Here is a 20,357-nt window from a genome sequence, read left to right as displayed (position 1 = left end):
CATGTCCTTCCTGAAGCTGGCAACATCCTTGGTCATTGCCCTCAACCTCCTGTCCGGACCAGGCCTCACGGCGCCTGCTCCCCAGGGACGGTGGAGCTGGCCCCTCTCGCCCAAACCGGGCGTCCTGCGGACGTTCGACCCTCCGGATAAGCCATGGCTCAGTGGGCATCGTGGCGTGGACCTGGGCCCAACGCCCGACGCCGGAAGGGTCACCGCACCGTCCGACGGCGTGGTGACCTTTGCCGGCGTCGTGGTTGACCGCCCTGTCCTGACCATCGATCACGGCGACGGACTCAAGAGCAGTTTCGAACCCGTCGCCAGCGATCTCAAGCAAGGTGACCGGGTGGTCAAAGGCCAAACCATCGGAACGCTGCAGCCGGGCCACTGCGGGGGCACAATGTGCCTGCACTGGGGCGTGCGGCGCGGCGATGAGTACGTCAATCCACTCGGTTTCGTGGCCGACTTGCGGCCCTCTGTCCTGCTGCCGTTGGAATGATCGTGCGCCTGGACGATCGTGTTTCTAGATGACCGCGTTTCTAGACGATGGCGGAAACGCCCGTGATGGCCCGCCCGGTCACCAACGTGTTGATCTCATGAGTGCCCTCGTAGGAGTAGATGGCCTCTGCATCGGAGAAGATCTTGGCCATGCCGTAGTCGGTCACGATGCCGTTTCCACCAAGGATGCTTCGCCCCAGGGCAACGCTCTCGCGCATGCGGGCCGTAGTGAAAGCCTTCGCCAGGGCCGACTGCTCGTCCTTGGCAACGCCGGCGTCCTCGAGCTGGGCCAACCGCACCATCATGCCCATCGAAGCAACTGTATTGCCCAGGATCTGGACCAACTGGTTCTGCACAAGCTGGAATGCGGCCAAGGGACGGCCGAACTGCTGGCGCTCAACGGCGTAGCTGCGTGCTACATCGAAAGCGGCCATCTGAAGGCCGACTGCTTGCCACGCGACGGCCAGGCGAGTGACCTTAAGGACCTTGTTGGTATCCCGGAAGCTGTTGCCGTTGGCCAACTTGAAGAAGTCGGGCACCACTACGTTGTCCAGGGTGATGTCCGCGTTCTGCACGGTGCGGAGGGAGATCTTGTTCTCGATCTTGCTGGCCGAGTAGCCCGGCAAAGTGGTGTCCACGAGGAAGGCCTTCACCTGATTGTCGGCAACATCCTTGGCATAGATCACTACCCAGTCCGAGAAGGTGGCGTTGCCGATCCAACGCTTGGCGCCATTGAGGATCCAGGTGTCGCCATCGCGCCGGGCAGTGGTGCGGGTTCCGCCGGCCACATCCGAACCACCCAGGGGTTCGGTCAGTCCAAAGGCGCCGATCTTCTTCAGGGAGTAGATGTCAGGGAGCCACGCATCCTTCTGCTCCTGGGATGCGAGGGCTTCAATGGAGCCCGTGAAGAGCCCGTCGTGGACACCCATGAAAGTGGCGATGGATGCATCAGCACGGGTTACCTCAGCATGGAGCATGCCTGCGAAGAGGTTGGAGTAGCCCTGGCGCCGCACCGGGCTGACAAGGTCCAGCTCGCCAAGCTTGGGAATAAGGTCCATGGGGAATTCGCCGCGGTTCCAGCAGTCCACCGCGATCGGCGTGACCTCGCGGGCAAGGAACTCCCGAACCTCCGCCAGCCGGTCCTGCTCTTTGCCTGTCAGCAGCTGCTCAAAGGCATAGAAGTCGCCGTCGGCGTAGGGAAGGTTGCTGGCGTCGAAAGCAGTGTTGGACATATTCGCTCCTTCAAGGGTGGTCGCCTGCGACCACATCAAGGTCCCGGAAGGACTGCGCAGCGACCCTGGAGTCAGCGGGCAGCCAAGTTACCGGCGAGTAGTAAGTTACTGATCAGTAACATACCTCATCAACGAACCTCCCGCAACGCAAAAATCCCCCCTGCCAACATTGCGTCGGCAAGGGGGATCCTGGTTGTGTAGGGCTACTCGGACTTGAACCGAGGACCTTAGGATTATGAGTCCCGCGCTCTAACCAGCTGAGCTATAGCCCCGTGATGCCCTGAACAAACCATCGTGAAACAGCCGTTCGGGGCAAAGCACTCTAGCAATACTAATAGCTAAAAAGGAGTGCTGCGGTCACACCACCATGTCCTCGTAGGAGGCACCGCGGTAGAGGTCCTCAAAGGTCTGGAGCGTGCCGTTGATGCTGTGCGGCTCCACCATTTCCCGGCTCATCTTCCCCATGGCTTCGAGCTCGTGCTTGGGCAGCTGCACCAGCTTGGTGATCTTCGCTGCGAGCTCGGTGCTGTCGTTGGGCGTGAAGAGGTACCCGTTTTCCCCTTCACGGACAAGGTGCGGCAAGGCCATGGCATCGGCCAGCAGAACGGGGGTGGAGGCGGACATGGCTTCCAATGTCACCAGGGACTGGAGTTCAGCCGTGCCGGGCATGCAGAAAATATCGGCCTTGATGTAGGCCTCACGCAGCTCTTCGTCGCTTGCGAGCCCCAGGAACCTGACCCGGTCCCCCAGTCCAAGCCTGGCAACCTGGGCTTCCAGCGCTGGGCGCACTTCTCCGCCGCCAACAATTTCCAAATGCACGTTCAAGTCCCGGGATGTTTTTGCCACGGCGTCGATCAGCACGTTGATGTGCTTCTCTTCGGCCAAGCGCCCTGCAAAAAGGACCGTCGGGTTGCTGTGCGGCTCAATCACTTCGCCGGGGTGGAGCTCATAGGCCGAGGAGTCGATTCCGTTGGACAAAGGAAGGACTTTGCGCAGGAAAGCGTGCTGGTGCATCGCCTTGGCGGCCAGCGGCGTGGGCGTTGTGACAACGTCCGCCTGGCCCATGACCTTGCCCATGTCCTTCCAGGAGATGCGCCCCACGATGTCCTTGAACCACTGCGGGAACGGAAGGAACGGGTTCAGGTTCTCCGGCATGAAGTGGTTGGTGGCAATGATCCTGATGCCGCGCTTCACGGCCTCGTACAGGACGTGCTCGCCAATCATGTAGTGGCTTTGGATATGCACTACGTCAGGCTGCACTTTGTCGAACAGCAGGCTGATTTCCTTCTTAATTTCCCACGGGAAGCAAATGCGGAAGTATTCGTGGGTGAAGACGCCGTGGGAACGCAGGCGGTGGACGGTGGCTTCGTCGCGGAATTCCGTGTAGCTCTTGCCCGAGTCCGGACGGCAGGCCAACACGTGGACGTTGTGTCCGCGCGCCGTCATCCCCTTGGCCAGGCGGTAGCCGAATTGGGCAGCGCCGTTGACGTGCGGCGGGTAGGTGTCCGCTGCAATCAGGATGGTGAGGGGCTTGTTGGTGTCGGGAATGGTCACGTGGAGAACTCCTGATGGTCACGGTGCGGACAGCGTTGCTTGTGGCAACGCTGCGGTGTCGCCGGTTTGCCGACCGCAAAAGCGGTGGCGCAAGGTAAAGCTCAGCCCTGGGCCTTCCGGCTGGCAGCCGCCTTCGCGTCCTTCTTGCGCTTGGTGACTTCCGGATGGTGCCGGCTCAGGGCAATAACACCCACGATAGCAAGGGAAGCGGCCGCAGCCATGGCGATTGCCATGACGGCGTGGACATCGGGACGAAGCTCACCAAGAATAATGATGCCGATCGCGATGCCCACCATGGGGTCAATCACGGTCAGTCCGGCGATGACCAGGTCCGGAGGGCCGCCCGAGTAGGCGCTCTGCACGAACCATGACCCCAGGCCGCCGGCCGCCGCGATGGCGATCAGCGTGTACCACTGCACGTTGAGCAGGAACAGGCCATTGGGATCCAGCAAATGCTTGCCGATGATCCGTGTGAGCACGGCGACAAAGCCAAACAGGACACCGGCGCCAAGGATGTAGATGAAGGCGCTCATACGGTGTTTGAACAAGACGGCCAGCGTCCCGAAAATACCGACCGCCAGGGCCAGGAGAAGGACGATCGTCAGTTCATCGTCAGCGCTGACGTGGTGGTTTTCCTGGGTCACGAAGACGGCCAGCAGCACAAACAGCGCCGAACCTGTAACGCAGGCACTGATGGCCACCACGGTTGCCCGGTTGATGCTCAGTCCCTGGTCCTTGGCGTTGACCACGGTGGTGATGACCAATGCGATGGCCCCGATTGGCTGCACAACGGTCAGGGGCGCGGACACCAAGGCAATGGCGTTCATCACCATTCCCAAAGCCAGGAACAGCAATCCCAGCATCCACCGGGGGTTGCGCAGCAGGCGCAGGAATCCATTCGAGCTCAGGGCCAGGCCACCCGTATCGGCTTTCACCGCGCTGCCCTGCCGCTGGGCTCCGATGGCGAGGAAGAAAGCGCCAAGTACCGCGAGGAAAACCGCCAACCAGACCATCAGCCGTGTCCGCCGTCGTCGGTTTTCAATTCTTTTCCTTTACGCAGGATGGCCCAGTAGTAGTTGTATGCCGCGATCCAGTGTCCCACCAGCCCCAGGCCGAGGAACGTCCACGCCGCCACGAAATACACCCCGGTAAAGGGAATTGGCAGCTTGGACAGGACAAGCAGTGGCGTACCCACCAGCAGCAGCGCGGTTCGGATCTTGCCGATGATGCTGACCGGAAGATCCGGGTGGCTGCGGAAATAGACCAACGACGCGATCGCCAGGATCGCATCCGGAACCAGCAAGGCGGCCAAGTACCACCACTGCACGACGCCGGCAATCACCAGCGTGAACGCTACGGCCAGCAGGGCGGCACGGTCGGCCAGTGGATCCAGGATCCTGCCCAACTTTGAGGTCTGGTTGAAACGCCTGGCAACGTAGCCATCCACCCAGTCCGTGCTTCCCATGATGACCAGCACCAGGACCGCGAAACCGTACTCCTGTTCCGAAAGCACCAGCCAGACAAACAAGGGCACGCCCATGAAACGAAGGACGGTCAGGATATTGGGAACGGTGAAGATGAGGTCATGGTCCACCTGTGGACGGTCGGGGTGCGAACCAGCACCGATCAGCCTCATGTGTCCCCCTTCCTCGTCTTCAGTATCCGGCGCCGCAGAAAGCTGCTACTTCTTCAGCAGCTTCCGCAGTGCAACCACGAAGACAACTGCGGCGGTGGCGAACGCCGCGAGGTCCTTCCAATGCGCAGCCATCCGCCCGGTGAGGCTTTCGGGGACGGAATCACCGAGGTCGGCAATCTTTGCGGCGGCGAATTCCCGGCCTTCCTGGAACTTGCTGTTGGCACTGTCCAGCAATGCCTGGCCCTGCTTCTTGACGTCCAGTTGTTCGCCCAGCTCATCGCGCACCCCGGTAAGGTGCTCACGACGCTTCTTCAGGCGGGAGCGAAGCTCCGCTTCTGTGGGCGCCTTGACGGCATCGGCTTCCTTGGCAGCTTCCTTGGCGGCCTTTTCAGCCTTTGCCTTTTCAGCTGCGGCTTCCTTCCGGGCCTTCTCGGCCTTGGCCGCGGGCGAATTCGGATCCAGGATCGACTCATCGAACCCGGAGCCTTCCTTGGCAATCCCGAGATCGTGCTTGATGCCCCGGATGGTGTCTTCGGGGACCAAGGGCATGGCCTTCTTGAATTTGGCAATGCCTATCAGGGACGCGATGGCCACAACCACCAGGAAGAACGCCGACACAACCAGCGCTGCGAGCCAGCCGGGCATGATGGTGGCCAGGCCCAGAATGGCTGCGACCACCAGTGCGATCACCAGCAAGGCAAGGAAAACAAGGGCGACGCCGAAAAACGCGCCGGCGACTCCTACCTGCGTTGCCTTGCGCTTGAGTTCGACCTTGGCAAGGGCGATCTCATCATTGATTTGCCGTGGTGCCAAGCGTGCAACGAGCTTGAGGGTCTTCGGCAAAGTACGTATGGCTGGTCCTTGACTGGTCCGGCCGGTGTGACGTCCACTCATGGGTTCCGCCTAACTGCTTCCTCTGGGCATCGTGTCGGGCGAACGCAGCGGAAACGATCGCCGCGGACACCTGTCCTCAAAGCTATCATTCAGGTTCCTGCTGAACTTTCGGGGCCACGCAGCGGCGCGCCCGTCATACCCGCAATAAATATGATCTGGGCCATAGGATGGATGATCGTGACCTCTCCCATTGCTCCGGGCGATTCTCTGAGCCGACGCGAAAAACTTGTCTACATCCTCCTCTTGGGCGCTTTGACGGCGCTGGGTCCTTTCACCATCGACCTCTACCTCCCGGCTTTCCCGGCTTTGGAGTCAAGTTTCAAGGTCTCCGAGGCAGCAATCCAGCTCACCCTGACGGGAACAACTGTCGGCTTCGGTGTGGGCCAGCTGGTGGTGGGTCCGTTCAGTGACAAAGTGGGCCGCCGGCTCCCCCTGATCCTTGCGACAGCGCTGCACATCGGCTCATCGCTGGGTGCCGCCCTGTCAACGGACATCGGTATGCTCTCCGTTTTCCGCGTGCTCATGGGGATTGGAGCCGCCGGAGGTGGCGTAGTGGCCATGGCAATGGTGCGCGACCTCTTCCACGGCTACTCCATGGTCCGGATGTTCTCCAGGATGTCCTTGGTCAATGGGCTCGCACCCATCCTGGCACCGGTCATCGGCTCCCAGTTGCTCCTTGTGTTCCCTTGGCCCGGCATCTTCTACTTCCTGGCGGGCTACGGCCTGCTGGTCATCATCGCTTCCATTTTCTTCATTCGGGAAACCCTCCCGGCCGAACAGCGCGGCAAGTCCACAGTGACAGTCGGGCAGCGGTACAAGAAGGTACTCACTGACCGGATCTTCGTCGGGATGGTGCTGGTGGGAAGCCTCAACTTCGGCGGCCTCTTCGCCTACCTCTCCGCCTCGACTTTCCTTTTCCAGAAGGTCTACGGTTTCTCCCCCCAGGAATACGGCATTCTGTTCGGCATCAATTCACTGGGCATCGTGGCCGGTGTCCAGATCAGTTCGCGCTTGATCCGGCGCGTCGCCCCGCAATGGATCGTGGCCGGAGCAACGATGTTCATGCTCTGCATGTCGGTGGTGATCATTGTGCTGGACCTGTTCCATGTGGGGCTGTGGGGCACCCTGGTTCCGCTGTGGTTCTATATTTGCGCCACCGGTTTCATGTTCCCGTGTGTCCAGGTGTTGTCCCTTGCCAACCACGGGGCACAGGCCGGCACGGCTGCGTCCCTCCTGGGGGCATCGCAGTTCATGATGGCAGGCATCGTTCCACCGGTTGTGGGCTGGCTGGGCGTTACTTCCGCCGTCCCGATGGGCGCCGTGATGGCTGTCTGCATCACGGGGTCCATGACCGCGCTCTGGCTGGTGGTGCGGCCCCGGACCGTGCCGTCAATCCACTAGCGTGCCATCCATCCGGGCTACCGGCCGTAGGCTGTCACCATGACCAGGAAAGCGCACCGCAACGGCAGGGGCTTGTTTCTCGGCGCAATGCTGGGGGCGGTGGCCGGAGCGCTCATCGGCCGTGCCGCAGGGAGCGCGCTTTTCGGCGCGTTGATTGGTGCCGTCATCGGCGCCGCTGTGCTGTACCGCGTCAACCCCGGGCCCTGGAACCGCGACTGAACCGGCCTTCCCGGGCAACCATCCGGCGTCGAACGTTCCAAACCCTCCCCTAACGCCCGGCCGCAGGGCAGAATGGTGGCCAGCCGGTGTAACCGGTGCCTAACCGGTGAAGGGGACATCACATGAGCGCGGCGGTCGGATTTCGGGGCACCATACGCGGTTTGGCAACCGTGCGGAGTCTGCCTCTGACACTTGCCCTGGTGGTGGTTCTCTGGTTTTTGGGCGTGGCTACAGGAAGTATTCCCAACGGCCCCACCGAGGCCCTGCTGGATCAAATGGGCCTCGGATTGGCTGTGGAACCGGGGCCGTGGTGGTCCGTCTTCACATCGACGTTTTTCGCTTCCTCCCTCCTGGACTACCTGGCCTGCACGGCGGCCATCCTGGTTGGGGTGGGCATCGCTGAACGGGTCGTGGGTCCGTGGCTGGCCCTTGCCGCCTTCGTGGCAGGCTCCGCCCTCAGCGCCCTGGTGCTGGTGGCGTTGGTCGAGTTCGGTACCGACAACAGCGACCAATGGCTCAGCTTCCTCGGCGGCGAGTACGCGGTGGGCGCCTATGGCGGAGCCGCGGCTGCCCTGGGATTTTCGACGGCGGCACTCGACTCGCTGTGGCGGCGCCGCCTGCGGACGTGGCTGCTTGCCGCAGCGCTGATGTTCGCACTGTTCGTCGGCGTGGCCCAGACCTTGCAGGCGCTTGCGGGCGCGGTCATTGGCATCCTTGCCGGTTGGGCGGCCCAGTCTGTGGTGTTCCACAGGAGCGGAGGGACCTTCCACTCCTCGAGTCTTCGTGAAACGCGGTTCCTGGTGGGCACGGTGGTGGGCGTGTTCGCCCTCGGGCCCCTGCTCACGCAGCTCACAGGCACGTGGGAAGTTGGTCCGCTTTCGGTGGTCTCAGAGGTGATGCTCCAAGCCAGCCCGGACGTCGATGAGGTACAGGAGGCCTGCAAAAACGAGGCAAACTGCGTGGCCCTGCAAAACATCGTGGGTGTCCGCAGCTTTGGTGCGGCCATTCTGACGTTGATTCCTGTCCTGTTACTCCTTGTCTGCGCCGAAGGCCTGCGACGCGGTCGCCGCCTCGCCTATCGGCTCACCTTGATCATCCAGCTGTATCTGGCGGCGGTGACCGTCCTGGCGATTGTCCAGTACGTTAGTGATCCCGATGTCACCATGGGCGATGACGACTACGGCTACCTGTTGCTGTACGTCGTCCCTGCGCTCCTGGCCCCGATCATCATCGTGGCATTGCTCCTGGCCAACAGGCACAGGTTCAGGGTGGAGTCGAGCGACGCCGGATACCGTGCCCTCGGCCGGGCTGTCCTGGTCCTGGCAGCCACAGCGGTGGCCCTTTACGTGGCGTTTTGGTTCCTGGAGGGCAACCCGGGCCAATCGAACTTGTGGGACCTTGCCGGGCAGTTGACGCACATCCTGGTGCCCTTCCCTGTTCCGTTCGTCGTTGCCCTGCCGCAGGGGCTGTTGAGCACAGTGCTGTACGGCCTGGGCGGGGACGTCATCTGGCTGGTCATCCTGGTGCTGGTCCTGAACAACTTCCGCCGCTTCAGGATGATCGCCACCGACCCTGCCGCCGACCTCGGACACACACGGGAGCTGCTGCACCTTGGCGGTGGCACGTTGTCGTGGATGGCGCTGTGGGACAACAACCAGTACTGGTTCACCCGTGACCGGAAGGCCGGCGTCGCTTACCAGGTCCATAACGGTGTGGCGCTGACTGTGGCCGGTCCCTACGGCGTTGCCAGCCACCATGACGAGGCGGCGCTGGGCTTCGTGTCGCACTGCTCCACCCTTGGGCTGGTTCCTTGCTTCTACTCCGCCGGTTCGGAGCTGGACAGGCCGCTGCTCCCCCAGGGCTTCCGGAAACTTGAGGTCGCAGAAGAAACACTGCTCAACGTCCAGGCCATGACTTTCAAAGGCAAGGAATGGCAGAACGTCCGCACCGCACTGAACCGCGCGGACAAGTTGTCCATCAAGGACCTCTGGTATCACTACGGTGCGATGCCCCCGGGGATCAGGGCCCAACTGGCAGAGATCTCCGAAGAATGGGTGGCCGACAAGGCGCTTCCGGAAATGGGTTTCACCTTGGGCGGCCTGAATGAACTCAAGGATCCCGAAGTCCTCTGCTGCGTCGCGGTGGACGACGACGGCCTGGTCCACGGTGTCACCAGCTGGCTTCCCGTTTTCAGCGACGGCACGATCTCCGGTTGGACCCTGGACTTCATGAGGCGGCGAACTACGGGTTTCAAAGGCGTCATGGAGTTCCTCATTGCCTCGGCCGTGACCCACTTCAAGGAAGAAGTCCCGCAAATCTCCCTCTCCGGCTCTCCCCTGGCCAACGCGGGGACAGAGAACGTCGAAGGTGACCGCAGCGCCCTGGACCGGGTCCTGGCGCTGTTGGGGAACGCCTTGGAACCGATGTACGGCTTCAAATCCTTGGCTGCCTTCAAATCACGGTTCCAACCTGAGCACCGGACCTTGTACATGTACTACCAGGACCCCTTGGCGCTGCCGTCGATCGGACTGGCGGTTGGTTCTGCCTACCTGCCCGGACTCTCGCCCACCCAAAGTGCCGGCCTGTTGCGGCAGATGGTGGCCCGGGAGCCGGCCGCATGAACCACAATCCCAACGTGAACCACAACGCTGCCGCCAAACCATGAATGACATCCTGAAACTGGAGATCACCAGCCCTGTGGTCCTCATCATCGCAGGGATCATCGGTGCCGGGTTTTTCCTGCTGCTGTTCCTGCGGCCCTCATCCCGCTGGGTGCTCACGGCCGTGACCGCCATTGTGGTGGCAGGGCTGGTGGGGTGGTTCACTGTGTGGATCGTGGAGGACGTGATGGATGTCTTCCATGTGGGACTTACGCCGCGGGTGTGGTTCTGGTCGATCAGTTGTTTCGCCGCCGTGGGCTTGGCCGCGGTCAGTTTCCTGCGCAGCCGGCCCTGGCGGAAAGTGATCGCCGGCATATCGGTACCTGTGTTCGTCATAGTGGCCGCTTTGGGCATTAATGCCGAGTTCGGGCTGAACAACACCCTGGGCTCGGCCTTCGGGATCTCCACCGAGGACGCCATCGAGCTGAACAAGCCGAACCCGGATGCTCCCGTCCCTGACGGACCCCTGTGGCAAAACTGGACACCCCCTGCCAACATGCCGGCCAAGGGTAAGGTGGGCACCCAGGTCATCCCCGCGACGGTTTCAGGGTTCGATGCACGCCCGGCAGGAATCTACCTGCCGCCAGCGGCACTGACGGCGAATCCGCCCCGACTGCCCCTTTTTGTCCTCATGATGGGCCAGCCCGGCCTCCCGGACCCCCAGTACGTTTCCGCCGCCCTTGATGACTTCGCAGCCAGGAACAACGGCCTGGCGCCCATCGCGATCGTCGCCGACCAGATCGGCCCGGACCAGGACGACACCCTGTGCCTGGACACGGCCAAGTACGGCAACGTGGAGAAGTACATCAACCAGGACGTGGTGAACTGGGCCAAGGCCAACCTGAACATCCTTCCGGACAGGGACCACTGGACCATCGCCGGCTACTCCAATGGAGGCCAATGCGCCATCTCCTTCGCCGTTAAGTACCCCGACATGTGGGGCAACGTGGTGGACATCTCAGGCGAGGAATTCCCCGGCGCGGAAGACCCTGGAGGGAACCTCTTCGAGATCTTTGGTGGCAACCAGGCAGCTTACGATGCCGAAAAACCCATCAACATCATGAAGGGCAAGCAGTTCCCTGACACCACGGCGGTGTTCACGGCCGGCTCGGACGACGCCACTTACGTGGCTGCGGCCAAGGCGGTATCAGCAGCGGCAAAGTCGGCCGGAATGACGGTCACCTACTACGAGGTACCCAACGGCGGACACGTAGGCCTGGCGTTGAACGCCGGCCTCGACAAGGGTTTCGAGGTCCTGTATCCCCGCCTGGGACTGTCCCGGTAGCTGATCCCCTTTGCGCGGCCAGCCCCCGGCGATAAAGTTGAGATGTGCCACATTGGCAAGAGTTGAACCCGTTTCCGGCACCGTGGCAGCGCAAGGATGACCGCATCCTGCCGCTGTGGTGGGAGCGCCTGTGTTCAGTGACCAGCCCGCCGTCGGCCGCCCTCTACGCAGGCGGACTCTTCACGGACGACCGCCGGCGGCCCATAGCCCAGTGGTACAACCCGGAAACGGATGCCGCCTTGCTGGTGGCTCCCGAAACCTCGCCCGAGTGGCCGGTGCAACGGTTCGGGATCTTCTACGCCCCTCCCGGCGGTGGCTTCACCAGGGTCTATTCAGCGCCCCATGAGTGGCATCCCCGGGACCCCAGGACTCCGCCCACCGAACAGGACTCGTTCACGGCGGCCGTGGCCGAGGCCGCGCGCTTCCTGCAGGTGGAGATGGATTTCGTTTAAACAGCGGACCCCGCACCAGCAGCGAAGCCGGTACGGGGTCCTTTTGCTCCTCCGACTGGACTTGAACCAGTAACCCTTCGATTAACAGTCGAATGCTCTGCCAATTGAGCTACGGAGGAATGAAGCGGTTATGACTTTAGCAAAGGTTTTACCGGATGCGAAATCGGCGGCGCATACCCCTCGGGGGTATAAAAAAATCCCCGTTCCGGCGAACCGGAACGGGGATTTTGCGCGCTCCTCCGACTGGACTTGAACCAGTAACCCTTCGATTAACAGTCGAATGCTCTGCCAATTGAGCTACGGAGGAATGAAGCGGTTACTAGCTTAACAGGGGCCTGCCGGAAAACGAAATCGGGGTTCTCAGCCGTCCGAGCGCAGCGCCCGGCGCTCCATTTCGAGCTGCATGAGCTCCCGGTTGAGCCTCTGGAACTCCTCCGGTTGCGAGGCGGCATCCAACCGCTGGAGCTGCCCCATCTTGTCAGCCTTGATGCGGGTGATCTGCAATTCGAAAAGCCGGGCAAGAATGTCACGGCAGTAACGCTGCATCGCTTCGGGGGTACTTGCTGGCAGCGGCGTCACCGCCAGCTCGGAGACCAGGTTGCGGAGGGGTTCGGGTACTTCCTGCCGGATCTGCTCCACCCAGGACACAGGATCCGCCGCGTGCCCGAGTCCCGTGGCCCGAATCGCCGCATGGATGGCCGAGTACGCCGGTGTGGCAAAGTATGAGGCCACAAAGCGGTCCCACGCCACTCCCGCCAGTACTGCGGGGTCCTGAAGCACTACCTCAAGTGCTTGACGCTCCATCCCCGCTACGGGGTCGCGGGGGTTGGGACGCTGGAAGACCGGCATGCCCGACGGCGGTGCTGCCGCCGCCGGCGTCGAATCTGCGGCGCCGGAAGGACCGCTGCCGTTGGTCCCCCGTTTGGCGGCTGCGCCGACGTACCGGCTGACTTCCTCGATGGGCATTCCCAGCCAACCGGCAAGGTTGCGCGTGTATTCGGGCCTGGTTGCCGAATCCCTGATCTGCGCGACCACGGGGGCCGCCTCCCGTAGTGCTGCAACCCGGCCTTCCACCGTGTCCAGGTTGTGCCGCCGGAGTGTGGCACGGATGGCGAATTCAAAAAGGGGCTTGCGCGTGCCAATGAGTTCACGCACGGCGGCATCGCCCTTGAGCTGGCGAAGGTCGCAGGGATCGGCGCCGGTGGGCTCTACGGCCACATAGGTTTGCGCCGTGAAGCGCTGGTCCTCTTCGAAAGCGCGAAGGGCGGCCTTTTGGCCGGCAGCGTCGCCGTCGAAGGTGAAGATGACCTCTCCCCCACTGCCGTCATCGGAAAGCAGCCGCCGTGCCACCTTGATGTGATCGGTGCCGAAGGCAGTACCGCAGGTGGCCACCGCCGTCGTGACTCCCGCGAGGTGGCAGGCCATGACGTCCGTATATCCCTCCACCACTACCAACTGGCGGTCCTTGGCGATGTTCCGCTTGGCGAGGTCGATCCCGTAGAGGACCTGGGATTTCTTGTAGAGCGTGGTTTCGGGGGTGTTCAGGTATTTGGGGCCCTGATCGTCCTCGTAGAGCTTGCGGGCACCAAAACCGATGGTGTCGCCCGCGATGTCGCGGATGGGCCAGATCAGCCGTCCCCGGAAGCGGTCGTAAATTCCCCGATTGCCTTCTGAAAACATGCCCGTCAGCTTCAGTTCAGCATCCGTAAACCCGCGTCCGCGCAAGTGCTTCAGCAGCGCGTCCCAACCCTGTGGCGCGTAGCCGACTCCGAAGTGCTCGGCAGCAGCGCGGTCGAATCCGCGGCCGTCAAGGAAGTTGCGGCCCTCGGCGGCTGCGGGAGTCAGCAACTGGGCGCGGAAGAACTCATCGGCGATCTTGTGGGCGTCAAGCAGGCGCTGGCGCTTGCCCACTTCCTCGCGGCTGGGGCCCGTGCCGCCGTCCTCGTACCGCAGTTCGTAGCCGATCCTGGCGGCAAGCTTTTCCACTGCTTCGTGGAAGGAACTGTGGTCCATCTTCTGGATGAAGGAGATGGCGTCCCCGTCCTCGCCGCATCCGAAGCAGTGGTACCTGCCTACCTGCGGGCGGACGGTAAACGAGGGTGAACGTTCATCGTGGAAGGGGCAGAGGCCTTTGAAACTGCCCAGCCCGGCGCCTTTGAGCGTGACGTATCCGTCCACGACTTCCTTGATATCCGTGCGCTGGCGTACTTCGTCGATATCTTCACGTTTGATCAGGCCAGCCACATGACCATCCTAGTCGCCAGGAACAAATCGTCCGGCGCCCAGGTACGGCCTACCAAAGCGACGGCAGGCTGCCCACCAGGCGTTCGTACATGGCCAGGGCCGAGACATCCGTGAGCGAGGCCACCTGGTCGATTACCACGCGCAGGCGGGCGCCGTCGTCGACGGCGTCCCTCCAGTCCGCGGCGAACATCGGCTCCAGGTGACGGTCGCCCGTGGCGTTCAAGACCCCAACGAGGGCGTGGAGCACCTCACGCTGGCGTTCGTAGACCGGTTGGCGGTGGTCGGTGGAAATGACGAAGGTAGTGGCCAGGCCCTTGAGCACCGCGATCTCGGTGACAGTTTCCTCGGGAACCATGAGTTCGGCATCGTAGCGGGTGAGGTTGGCCGGTCCGAAGTGGTCCCGGGTTGTTTCCATGGCGCTTTGGCAGAACCGGCCGATCAACTGGCTGGTCATGTCCTTCAGGGCAGCCATGGATTTTCGGCTGCCATCGGCCTCGCGGACCCACACCTTGGTGGCCTCAAGCCGGGCCAGGGCGGCATCAATTTCGGCGGGATCATTGTGCGGGAGGTACCACTGCTTGGTGTAGCCCACCACCCGGGCGCGGTGGTCCGGGTTCTCCATCCACTTGAGCTGGAAATGCCCGGCCACGATCGCATCTTCAACGTCGTGGACGGAGTACGAGATGTCATCGGCGAGGTCCATCACCTGGGCCTCGATGCAGGACCTGTTCCCGGGCGCACCTTCGCGCAGCCATTCGAAGACGGGAAGGTCGTCTTCATAGGCGCCGAACTTGCTGGTGCGGTGGCCGTGGATGACGGGGGCGTCGACGGCGGACCACGGGTATTTGGACGCGGCGTCCAGGCTGGCGCGGGTCAGGTTCAGCCCTGCCGGCCTGCCGTCCGCGGCGAGGACCTTGGGTTCAAGGCGGGTCAGCAGGCGGAGCGTCTGGGCGTTGCCCTCGAAGCCGCCGATGGTGTGCGCTACCTCGTTCAAGGCGGATTCGCCGTTGTGGCCGAAGGGAGGGTGGCCAAGGTCGTGGCTCAGGCACGCAGTGTCCACCACATCGGGGTCGCAGCCCAGGGAACGGCCAAGTTCGCGGCCCACCTGCGCTACTTCCAGGCTGTGGGTGAGCCGCGTGCGGACAAAGTCGTCGGTGTCCGGGGCCACAACCTGGGTTTTTGCGCCCAGCCTGCGCAGTGCCGAGGAATGCAGGACCCTGGCGCGGTCCCGTTCAAAGTCCGAGCGGTAATTGCTCTTTCGCGGCTCTTCAACCCACCGGGCAGAGTCTGCCTCGGAGTATCCGGGGATGGCCAGCACGAAATTGTGGCCGGTTGCCTCGTGGCCAAGCGTTGCTTCGGTTCCCATGGGTATCTGCCTCCTTCAAGCGCCGGGGTGTGGAGCTTCTTGAGCCAGTCTTACACGTGTGAGGCTAGCCGCCCGAAACGTCCAGTTCCGCTGCCGAGATATCCGCGCTCTGTTCAGCGTTCAGCTGACGGCTCACCAGCCAGTCCTTGGGCAGGGCAGGCTTCTTGGGCGATCCCGCACGGCCCCGGGGACCCTCGGAATCAATACCCGGATAGGGAAGATCCATGTCCAGTTCCTCGAGCAGTTCGCGTAGCACCTCCAAGGTGGGCACGGTGGCCAGTTTGGCGCGCAGCTCACCGCCCACCACGTAGCCCTTGAAGTACCAGGCCATGTGCTTGCGGATCTCCCGGAGCGCCTTGTATTCGTCGTTCCCGAAGGTCTCCACCATCAGCTCCGCGTGGCGGTAGACGCCCTCGGCCACCTCGCGGAGCCCGGGACGGTGCCGCTGCTCGCTGCCTTCGAACGCTGCCTGCAGGTCGCCGAACAGCCAGGGCCGGCCCTGGCATCCGCGGCCCACCACAACGCCGTCGACGCCGGTCTCCCGCACCATGCGGACAGCGTCCTCGGCGGACCAGATATCGCCGTTGCCCAGCACCGGGATGTCCGGGAGTGCCTCACGGAGGCGTGCGATGGCGGACCAGTCGGCCTGGCCGGAATAGAACTGCGCAGCCGTGCGGCCATGGAGGGCTACGGCGGCCACTCCCGAGTCCCGGGCAATGCGGCCTGCGTCCAGGTAGGTCAGGTGCTCGTCGTCGATTCCCTTGCGCATCTTGATGGTCAGCGGGATGCCGCCTTTGGAGGCTTCCTTCACCGCAGTTTGCACGATGGAGGTGAAGAGGTCGATCTTCCACGGCAGAGCCGAACCTCCACCGCGACGGGTGACCTTGGGCACGGGGCAACCGAAGTTCAGGTCAATGTGGTCCGCGCGGTCTTCCTCCACAAGCATGCGCACAGCAGCGCCAACGGTGACCGGGTCCACGCCATACAGCTGCACGGAGCGGACTTTCTCGTCCTCGTCGTGGGAGATGATGCGCAACGATTCCGGCGTCCGCTCCACCAGGGCACGCGAGGTCACCATTTCTGCCACATACAGGCCGCCACCGTATTCACGGCAGAGCCTGCGGAAGGCGGAGTTGGTGATTCCGGCCATGGGAGCAAGGATTACCGGGGTATCCACGGTAATCGGGCCAAGCTTCAGGGGCGGGAGCTCGAGCTTTGGTGCGGGGGGCGTTGCTACAACAGTCACCTATCCATTGTTGCAAAGTGGGGCAAATCGGGCACGGAGGGCCATCAAAGAAGCCAGCCGTGCTCGTGTGCCAGGCGCACGGATTCGGCCCGCGTCCGCCCGCCTGTCTTTGCCATCGCCGCTGAGAGGTAGTTCCGGACCGTACCCTCCGAGAGCATCGCCGCCTTGGCAATATCGGCCACCGTACCGCCGTCGGACGCTGCCTTCAGCACCTCCGCTTCCCGGTCGGTCAGCGGACTGTCGCCGGACATCAGCGACTCCTCCGCGAGCGTTGGGTCCACCACGCGCAAACCGCTGTGCACTCGCCGCACGGCCTCGGCAAGCTGTCGGGCGGGGGTGTCCTTGACGACGAATCCTGAGGCCCCTGCCTGCATGGCCCTCCTGAGATAGCCCGGCCTGCCGAATGTTGTGACCATCAGGACACGGCACGACGGCGCAGCGCGGCGGACAGCGGCCGCCGCGGAGATACCATCCAGGCCGGGCATTTCGACGTCGAGCATGGCCACGTCCGCGGAATGCTCCACGACCGCGGCCGCAACACCGGCCCCATCACCAAGTTCCGCCACCACTTCGATGTCGGCTTCAAGCCCGAGGAGCGCAGCGAGCGCGCCCCTGACCAAGGCTTGGTCGTCAGCGATCACCAACCGGATCGTCATACGTCAACCGCCAATCTGAACCCTCCCAGGTCGCTTGCTCCAAGGCTTACCGTTCCGCCCGCCGTCGCCACTCTTTCCCGGATACCCGCCAAGCCGGTGCCGGTCCCTCGCGGACCCGGCCCCACGCCGTCGTCCTCCACCAGGACCGCGGACGCCGTCAACCGGACCCGGCAACGGGCGGCGCCTGAATGCCGCACCACGTTCGTGACGCCTTCCCGGAGCACCCAGCCGAACAGTTCACGGTACTTGGCCGGCACCTGGTCCACTGTCCGCGGAAGATCGGCTTCGATCCCGGCCGACTCCAGCGCCGTCCGGGCTGCGGCGAGTTCGGCCAGGACGTTGACACCGCGGTAGCCTGCAACGGTGGCCCGGACATCGGCGAGCGCGCCGCGCGCCAGTTCCTGGACCTCGCCGATCTCGGCTGCGGCCCTGTCCTTGGCCGCACCGCCGGGAGTGTCTTCCAACAGGCGGCCGGCCAATTCCGCTTTGACCGCGATCACCGTGAGGGAATGGCCCAGGATGTCGTGCATGTCCCGGGCCACGCGGCTCCGTTCGGCGGCTACGGCGGCGTCTGCGAGTTCTGTCTGGGCTGCGCGGAGTTCGCCGGTCTGGCGGATCAGGCGCGCAAAGGAGGACATCATGAACCCCAGGGACAGGATGAGCGCAGGCTGGAAGAACGCCTGCTCCGGGTTTCCTCGGGCCAGCTCCGAGGCAAGAGATATCCCGGAGAGCGCCATGATCAAGGCGACATCGACGCGCGGCGGCAGGGCGGTCATACCGATGGCACAGGCCAGGAAAGGCCACGTCCACAGTGCTTCCCTGCCGATCAGGAGAACCACCACGCCGTTGAGCGCCAGGAGCGCCCCTACGCACAGCAGCCCCGTGCGGGTGGAACGCCGACGGCTGAACATGGGCAAGATGGTGTAGGCCGCGAAGAAGGCCACCAAGGACGCCGAAGCCAGCACCTTCCAGCCGGCCGGTTCGTCCACGGACCACACCAGGTTCCAGGTAGGCCAGGCCCACAGGACAATGGAAAAGCCTGCGCCGATGAACCACCTGCGGGGTCCTGGACCACGGAAAGTGTCCCCCAGGGACCGGCTACTCATGGATCCCACCTTAGTCATGGCAGGCAGTGCTCATACACGGTTGGTATCGCGGCGAAATGCCATGGCTGCACCGCCCACGAAAATCGCCAGCCAGACCAGCACGTTGACAATCCACAGGACATCGAACTCCCCCGTGATGGGGCTGCGTGCCAACTGGCCAATCCCGTAGGCCGGCGTGAACTTTGCGATGCTGCCAAAGGTGTCGCCCATGATCTCGATCGGCATGAAGAGCCCGCCGAGCATGGCCAGGATAGCCAGCGCCGGGCCAAGGATCTGCATGACGTTCTGACTTGGCATGAGGTAGCCGACAAACAGTCCCAGCGCTGCGAACACCAGGGAACCCACCCAGGCCACCAACCCTGCGGTGAGCCACGTCTGTGCGTCCATGGTCACCCCGGCAATCGCACCGATGACGAACTGGGCGATCACCGCGACAAGTGACAGCGTCAACGCGGCGGCCGCCTTGACGGCAATGTAGGCACCGGGCAGTAACGGTGTGAGGCGCAACTGCCGGCTCCAGCCCTGGGCACGTTCCACAGCCACCTGGCTGCCTGCTCCCGTGGCTGCCGTCATGGCCGCATACACCGTGAGGCTGATCAGGATGTACTGACCGTAACTGTGGCCGTTGGGCAGTTGCTGGTTCTTGTTGGACAAACCGAAAATGAAGAAGAAGATCGCCGGCATCAAGACCGTGAACATGATGGTCCGCCGGTTGCGGAGCATCCGCTTGATTTCGATCCAGAGGAACGTAGGATTGACGCCGCCTGCGGACGGCTTACGGTCCTGGATTGCTGTCGACTGGCTCATGCCCGGTCCCCTTCCATGGCCGCGGAGAGTGTTTCCGTCCCGGCTTCGTCAGCAGTAAGGGCCACAAAGGCCTCCTCAAGATTGTTGGCAACCACCTCAAGATCATGGGCGCCGGTGTTGGTCAGCAGGAACCGGACCACCGAATCGGAGTCGGCAGTGCGGACGGTGACCCGACCGCCGTCGAACTCCACCTGCGCCGCAGCCGGCAGCCCGGCCAGCAGCACGCGGTCCTCAACCGGCAGCGAAGCGCGGACGGTGCGTCCGGACGCCAGGTTCTTGATCTGGGCGGCGGTGCCGTCAGCTACCACAATCCCGTGGCGAACCAACACAATCCTGTCGGCGTAGGCGTCGGCTTCCTCCAGGTAATGGGTGGCGAAAATGACAGTGCGTCCACGCGAGGCGTCATCGCGGATGGCGGTCCAGAAGTCCCGCCGGCCGGCAACGTCCATGCCGGTGGTTGGCTCATCCAGGATCAGCAGGCCTGGATCGGAGACCAGCGCCATGGCGAAGCGCAGGCGCTGCTGCTGCCCGCCGGAACACTTCTCCACCCGACGGTCCGCGATGTCCAGGATCCCGGCGCGGGTGAGGACCTCGTCCACGGGACGGGAGGAATCGAACATCGCGGCCGTCAGCTGCACTGTTTCCCTGACGCTGATATCGCGCAGCAAACCGCCGGTCTGCATCACGGCCGCCACCTGCCCGCGGGCAATGGCTCCGCGAGGGGTGTGGCCGAAGATGGAGACCTCGCCCTGGTCCGGGCTGCTCAGGCCCAGGATCATGTCGATGGTGGTGGTCTTGCCGGCTCCGTTGGGACCAAGGAAAGCCACCACCTCCCCCTGCTGCACCGTCAGGTCCAGCCCACGGACGGCCTGGACCTTCCCGAAACTCTTATAAAGTCCGGCGGCGCGAACGGCCGGCACTCCCGGTGTTGTCATTGCTCTCCCTGGAATAGGTCTTGTCCACCCATTCAAGCCCGGGGAACGTCCGCGCACCCGTAGCGGGTGTCATCCGTTCGGCATGACAAATGTCATGGGACTAGTCAGTTGCCCTCCGCTCGGCCTGTCTCTTATCCCCATCTGACGCTGCCGACGAGGAGAGACGCGT

At 63.3% G+C, this 20,357-nt stretch carries 18 protein-coding genes and 3 tRNA genes; 6 read left to right on the top strand and 15 right to left on the bottom strand.

Annotated elements, in window-relative coordinates:
• The first annotated feature begins 1 nt into the window (after position 1).
• Positions 2 to 496, top strand: a complete 495-nt coding sequence (locus PJL15_RS20230) for a M23 family metallopeptidase (protein WP_281452929.1) — start codon at positions 2 to 4, stop codon at positions 494 to 496.
• Between the two features lie 40 nt (positions 497 to 536).
• Here PJL15_RS20230 and PJL15_RS20225 read toward each other — a convergent pair whose 3' ends face one another.
• From PJL15_RS20225 to PJL15_RS20200, 6 genes are all read right to left on the bottom strand, one after another.
• Positions 537 to 1,727: an acyl-CoA dehydrogenase family protein gene (locus tag PJL15_RS20225; protein WP_281452928.1), complete on the bottom strand. Its 1,191-nt coding sequence runs from the start codon at positions 1,725 to 1,727 to the stop codon at positions 537 to 539.
• Between the two features lie 198 nt (positions 1,728 to 1,925).
• Positions 1,926 to 1,999: transfer RNA gene (locus tag PJL15_RS20220), tRNA-Ile, on the bottom strand.
• An 85-nt stretch (positions 2,000 to 2,084) separates the two neighbouring features.
• On the bottom strand, positions 2,085 to 3,281 hold the full coding sequence (locus tag PJL15_RS20215; protein ID WP_281452927.1) for a glycosyltransferase: 1,197 nt from the start codon (positions 3,279 to 3,281) through the stop codon (positions 2,085 to 2,087).
• A 101-nt stretch (positions 3,282 to 3,382) separates the two neighbouring features.
• Complete coding sequence (locus PJL15_RS20210; protein ID WP_281452926.1) at positions 3,383 to 4,294, bottom strand: DMT family transporter; 912 nt, start codon at positions 4,292 to 4,294, stop codon at positions 3,383 to 3,385.
• Positions 4,294 to 4,917, bottom strand: a complete 624-nt coding sequence (locus tag PJL15_RS20205; protein ID WP_281452925.1) for a CDP-alcohol phosphatidyltransferase family protein — start codon at positions 4,915 to 4,917, stop codon at positions 4,294 to 4,296. The genes PJL15_RS20210 and PJL15_RS20205 overlap by 1 nt, the downstream gene beginning before the upstream one ends.
• 45 nt (positions 4,918 to 4,962) lie before the next feature.
• Positions 4,963 to 5,811, bottom strand: a complete 849-nt coding sequence (locus PJL15_RS20200) for a phage holin family protein (protein WP_281452924.1) — start codon at positions 5,809 to 5,811, stop codon at positions 4,963 to 4,965.
• 171 nt (positions 5,812 to 5,982) lie between these two features.
• Between PJL15_RS20200 and PJL15_RS20195 the strand changes: the two genes are divergently transcribed.
• The 5 genes from PJL15_RS20195 (at position 5,983) to PJL15_RS20175 (ending at position 11,828) form a co-directional block, all read left to right on the top strand.
• Positions 5,983 to 7,212: a multidrug effflux MFS transporter gene (locus PJL15_RS20195; RefSeq protein WP_281452923.1), complete on the top strand. Its 1,230-nt coding sequence runs from the start codon at positions 5,983 to 5,985 to the stop codon at positions 7,210 to 7,212.
• Between the two features lie 39 nt (positions 7,213 to 7,251).
• Positions 7,252 to 7,431, top strand: coding sequence for a YMGG-like glycine zipper-containing protein (locus PJL15_RS20190; protein ID WP_281452922.1), 180 nt, complete (start codon positions 7,252 to 7,254; stop codon positions 7,429 to 7,431).
• A 122-nt stretch (positions 7,432 to 7,553) separates the two neighbouring features.
• On the top strand, positions 7,554 to 10,052 hold the full coding sequence (locus PJL15_RS20185; RefSeq protein ID WP_281452921.1) for a bifunctional lysylphosphatidylglycerol flippase/synthetase MprF: 2,499 nt from the start codon (positions 7,554 to 7,556) through the stop codon (positions 10,050 to 10,052).
• Positions 10,053 to 10,092: 40 nt separating this feature from the next.
• The gene (locus PJL15_RS20180; protein WP_281452920.1) at positions 10,093 to 11,376 is read left to right on the top strand and encodes an alpha/beta hydrolase; all 1,284 of its coding nucleotides are present in this window, start codon (positions 10,093 to 10,095) and stop codon (positions 11,374 to 11,376) included.
• A gap of 44 nt (positions 11,377 to 11,420) precedes the next feature.
• Positions 11,421 to 11,828 carry a hypothetical protein gene (locus PJL15_RS20175; RefSeq protein ID WP_281452919.1) on the top strand — a complete coding sequence of 136 codons (408 nt, stop codon included), beginning with the start codon at positions 11,421 to 11,423 and terminating at the stop codon, positions 11,826 to 11,828.
• A gap of 46 nt (positions 11,829 to 11,874) precedes the next feature.
• On the opposite strand, the gene PJL15_RS20170 is transcribed toward PJL15_RS20175, so the two are convergent.
• The 9 genes from PJL15_RS20170 to PJL15_RS20130 form a co-directional block, all read right to left on the bottom strand.
• Positions 11,875 to 11,947, bottom strand: a tRNA-Asn gene (locus tag PJL15_RS20170).
• Between the two features lie 115 nt (positions 11,948 to 12,062).
• Positions 12,063 to 12,135 (bottom strand) — tRNA-Asn (locus tag PJL15_RS20165).
• Between the two features lie 53 nt (positions 12,136 to 12,188).
• Positions 12,189 to 14,072: a DNA primase gene (gene dnaG / locus PJL15_RS20160; RefSeq protein WP_281452918.1), complete on the bottom strand. Its 1,884-nt coding sequence runs from the start codon at positions 14,070 to 14,072 to the stop codon at positions 12,189 to 12,191.
• A gap of 49 nt (positions 14,073 to 14,121) precedes the next feature.
• Positions 14,122 to 15,438, bottom strand: a complete 1,317-nt coding sequence (locus tag PJL15_RS20155; RefSeq protein ID WP_281452917.1) for a deoxyguanosinetriphosphate triphosphohydrolase — start codon at positions 15,436 to 15,438, stop codon at positions 14,122 to 14,124.
• A gap of 64 nt (positions 15,439 to 15,502) precedes the next feature.
• Entirely contained in the window at positions 15,503 to 16,684 is a 1,182-nt protein-coding gene (gene dusB / locus PJL15_RS20150) for a tRNA dihydrouridine synthase DusB (protein ID WP_281452916.1), read from the bottom strand.
• A 44-nt stretch (positions 16,685 to 16,728) separates the two neighbouring features.
• On the bottom strand, positions 16,729 to 17,340 hold the full coding sequence (locus PJL15_RS20145; RefSeq protein WP_281452915.1) for a response regulator transcription factor: 612 nt from the start codon (positions 17,338 to 17,340) through the stop codon (positions 16,729 to 16,731).
• Positions 17,337 to 18,446 carry a sensor histidine kinase gene (locus PJL15_RS20140; protein ID WP_281452914.1) on the bottom strand — a complete coding sequence of 370 codons (1,110 nt, stop codon included), beginning with the start codon at positions 18,444 to 18,446 and terminating at the stop codon, positions 17,337 to 17,339. The genes PJL15_RS20145 and PJL15_RS20140 overlap by 4 nt, the downstream gene beginning before the upstream one ends.
• Before the next feature lie 30 nt (positions 18,447 to 18,476).
• Positions 18,477 to 19,253, bottom strand: coding sequence for an ABC transporter permease (locus PJL15_RS20135; protein ID WP_281452913.1), 777 nt, complete (start codon positions 19,251 to 19,253; stop codon positions 18,477 to 18,479).
• A complete protein-coding gene (locus tag PJL15_RS20130; RefSeq protein WP_281452912.1) occupies positions 19,250 to 20,188 on the bottom strand; it encodes an ABC transporter ATP-binding protein in 939 nt (312 codons plus the stop codon). The genes PJL15_RS20135 and PJL15_RS20130 overlap by 4 nt, the downstream gene beginning before the upstream one ends.
• Positions 20,189 to 20,357: the final 169 nt, after the last annotated feature.

Source organism: Paenarthrobacter nitroguajacolicus (assembly GCF_029952445.1).
GTDB classification, from domain to species: Bacteria; Actinomycetota; Actinomycetes; order Actinomycetales; family Micrococcaceae; genus Arthrobacter; species Arthrobacter nitroguajacolicus_B.
The sequence above is the reverse complement of the archived record's forward strand: the minus strand, read 5'-3'. Positions and strand labels throughout refer to the sequence as shown.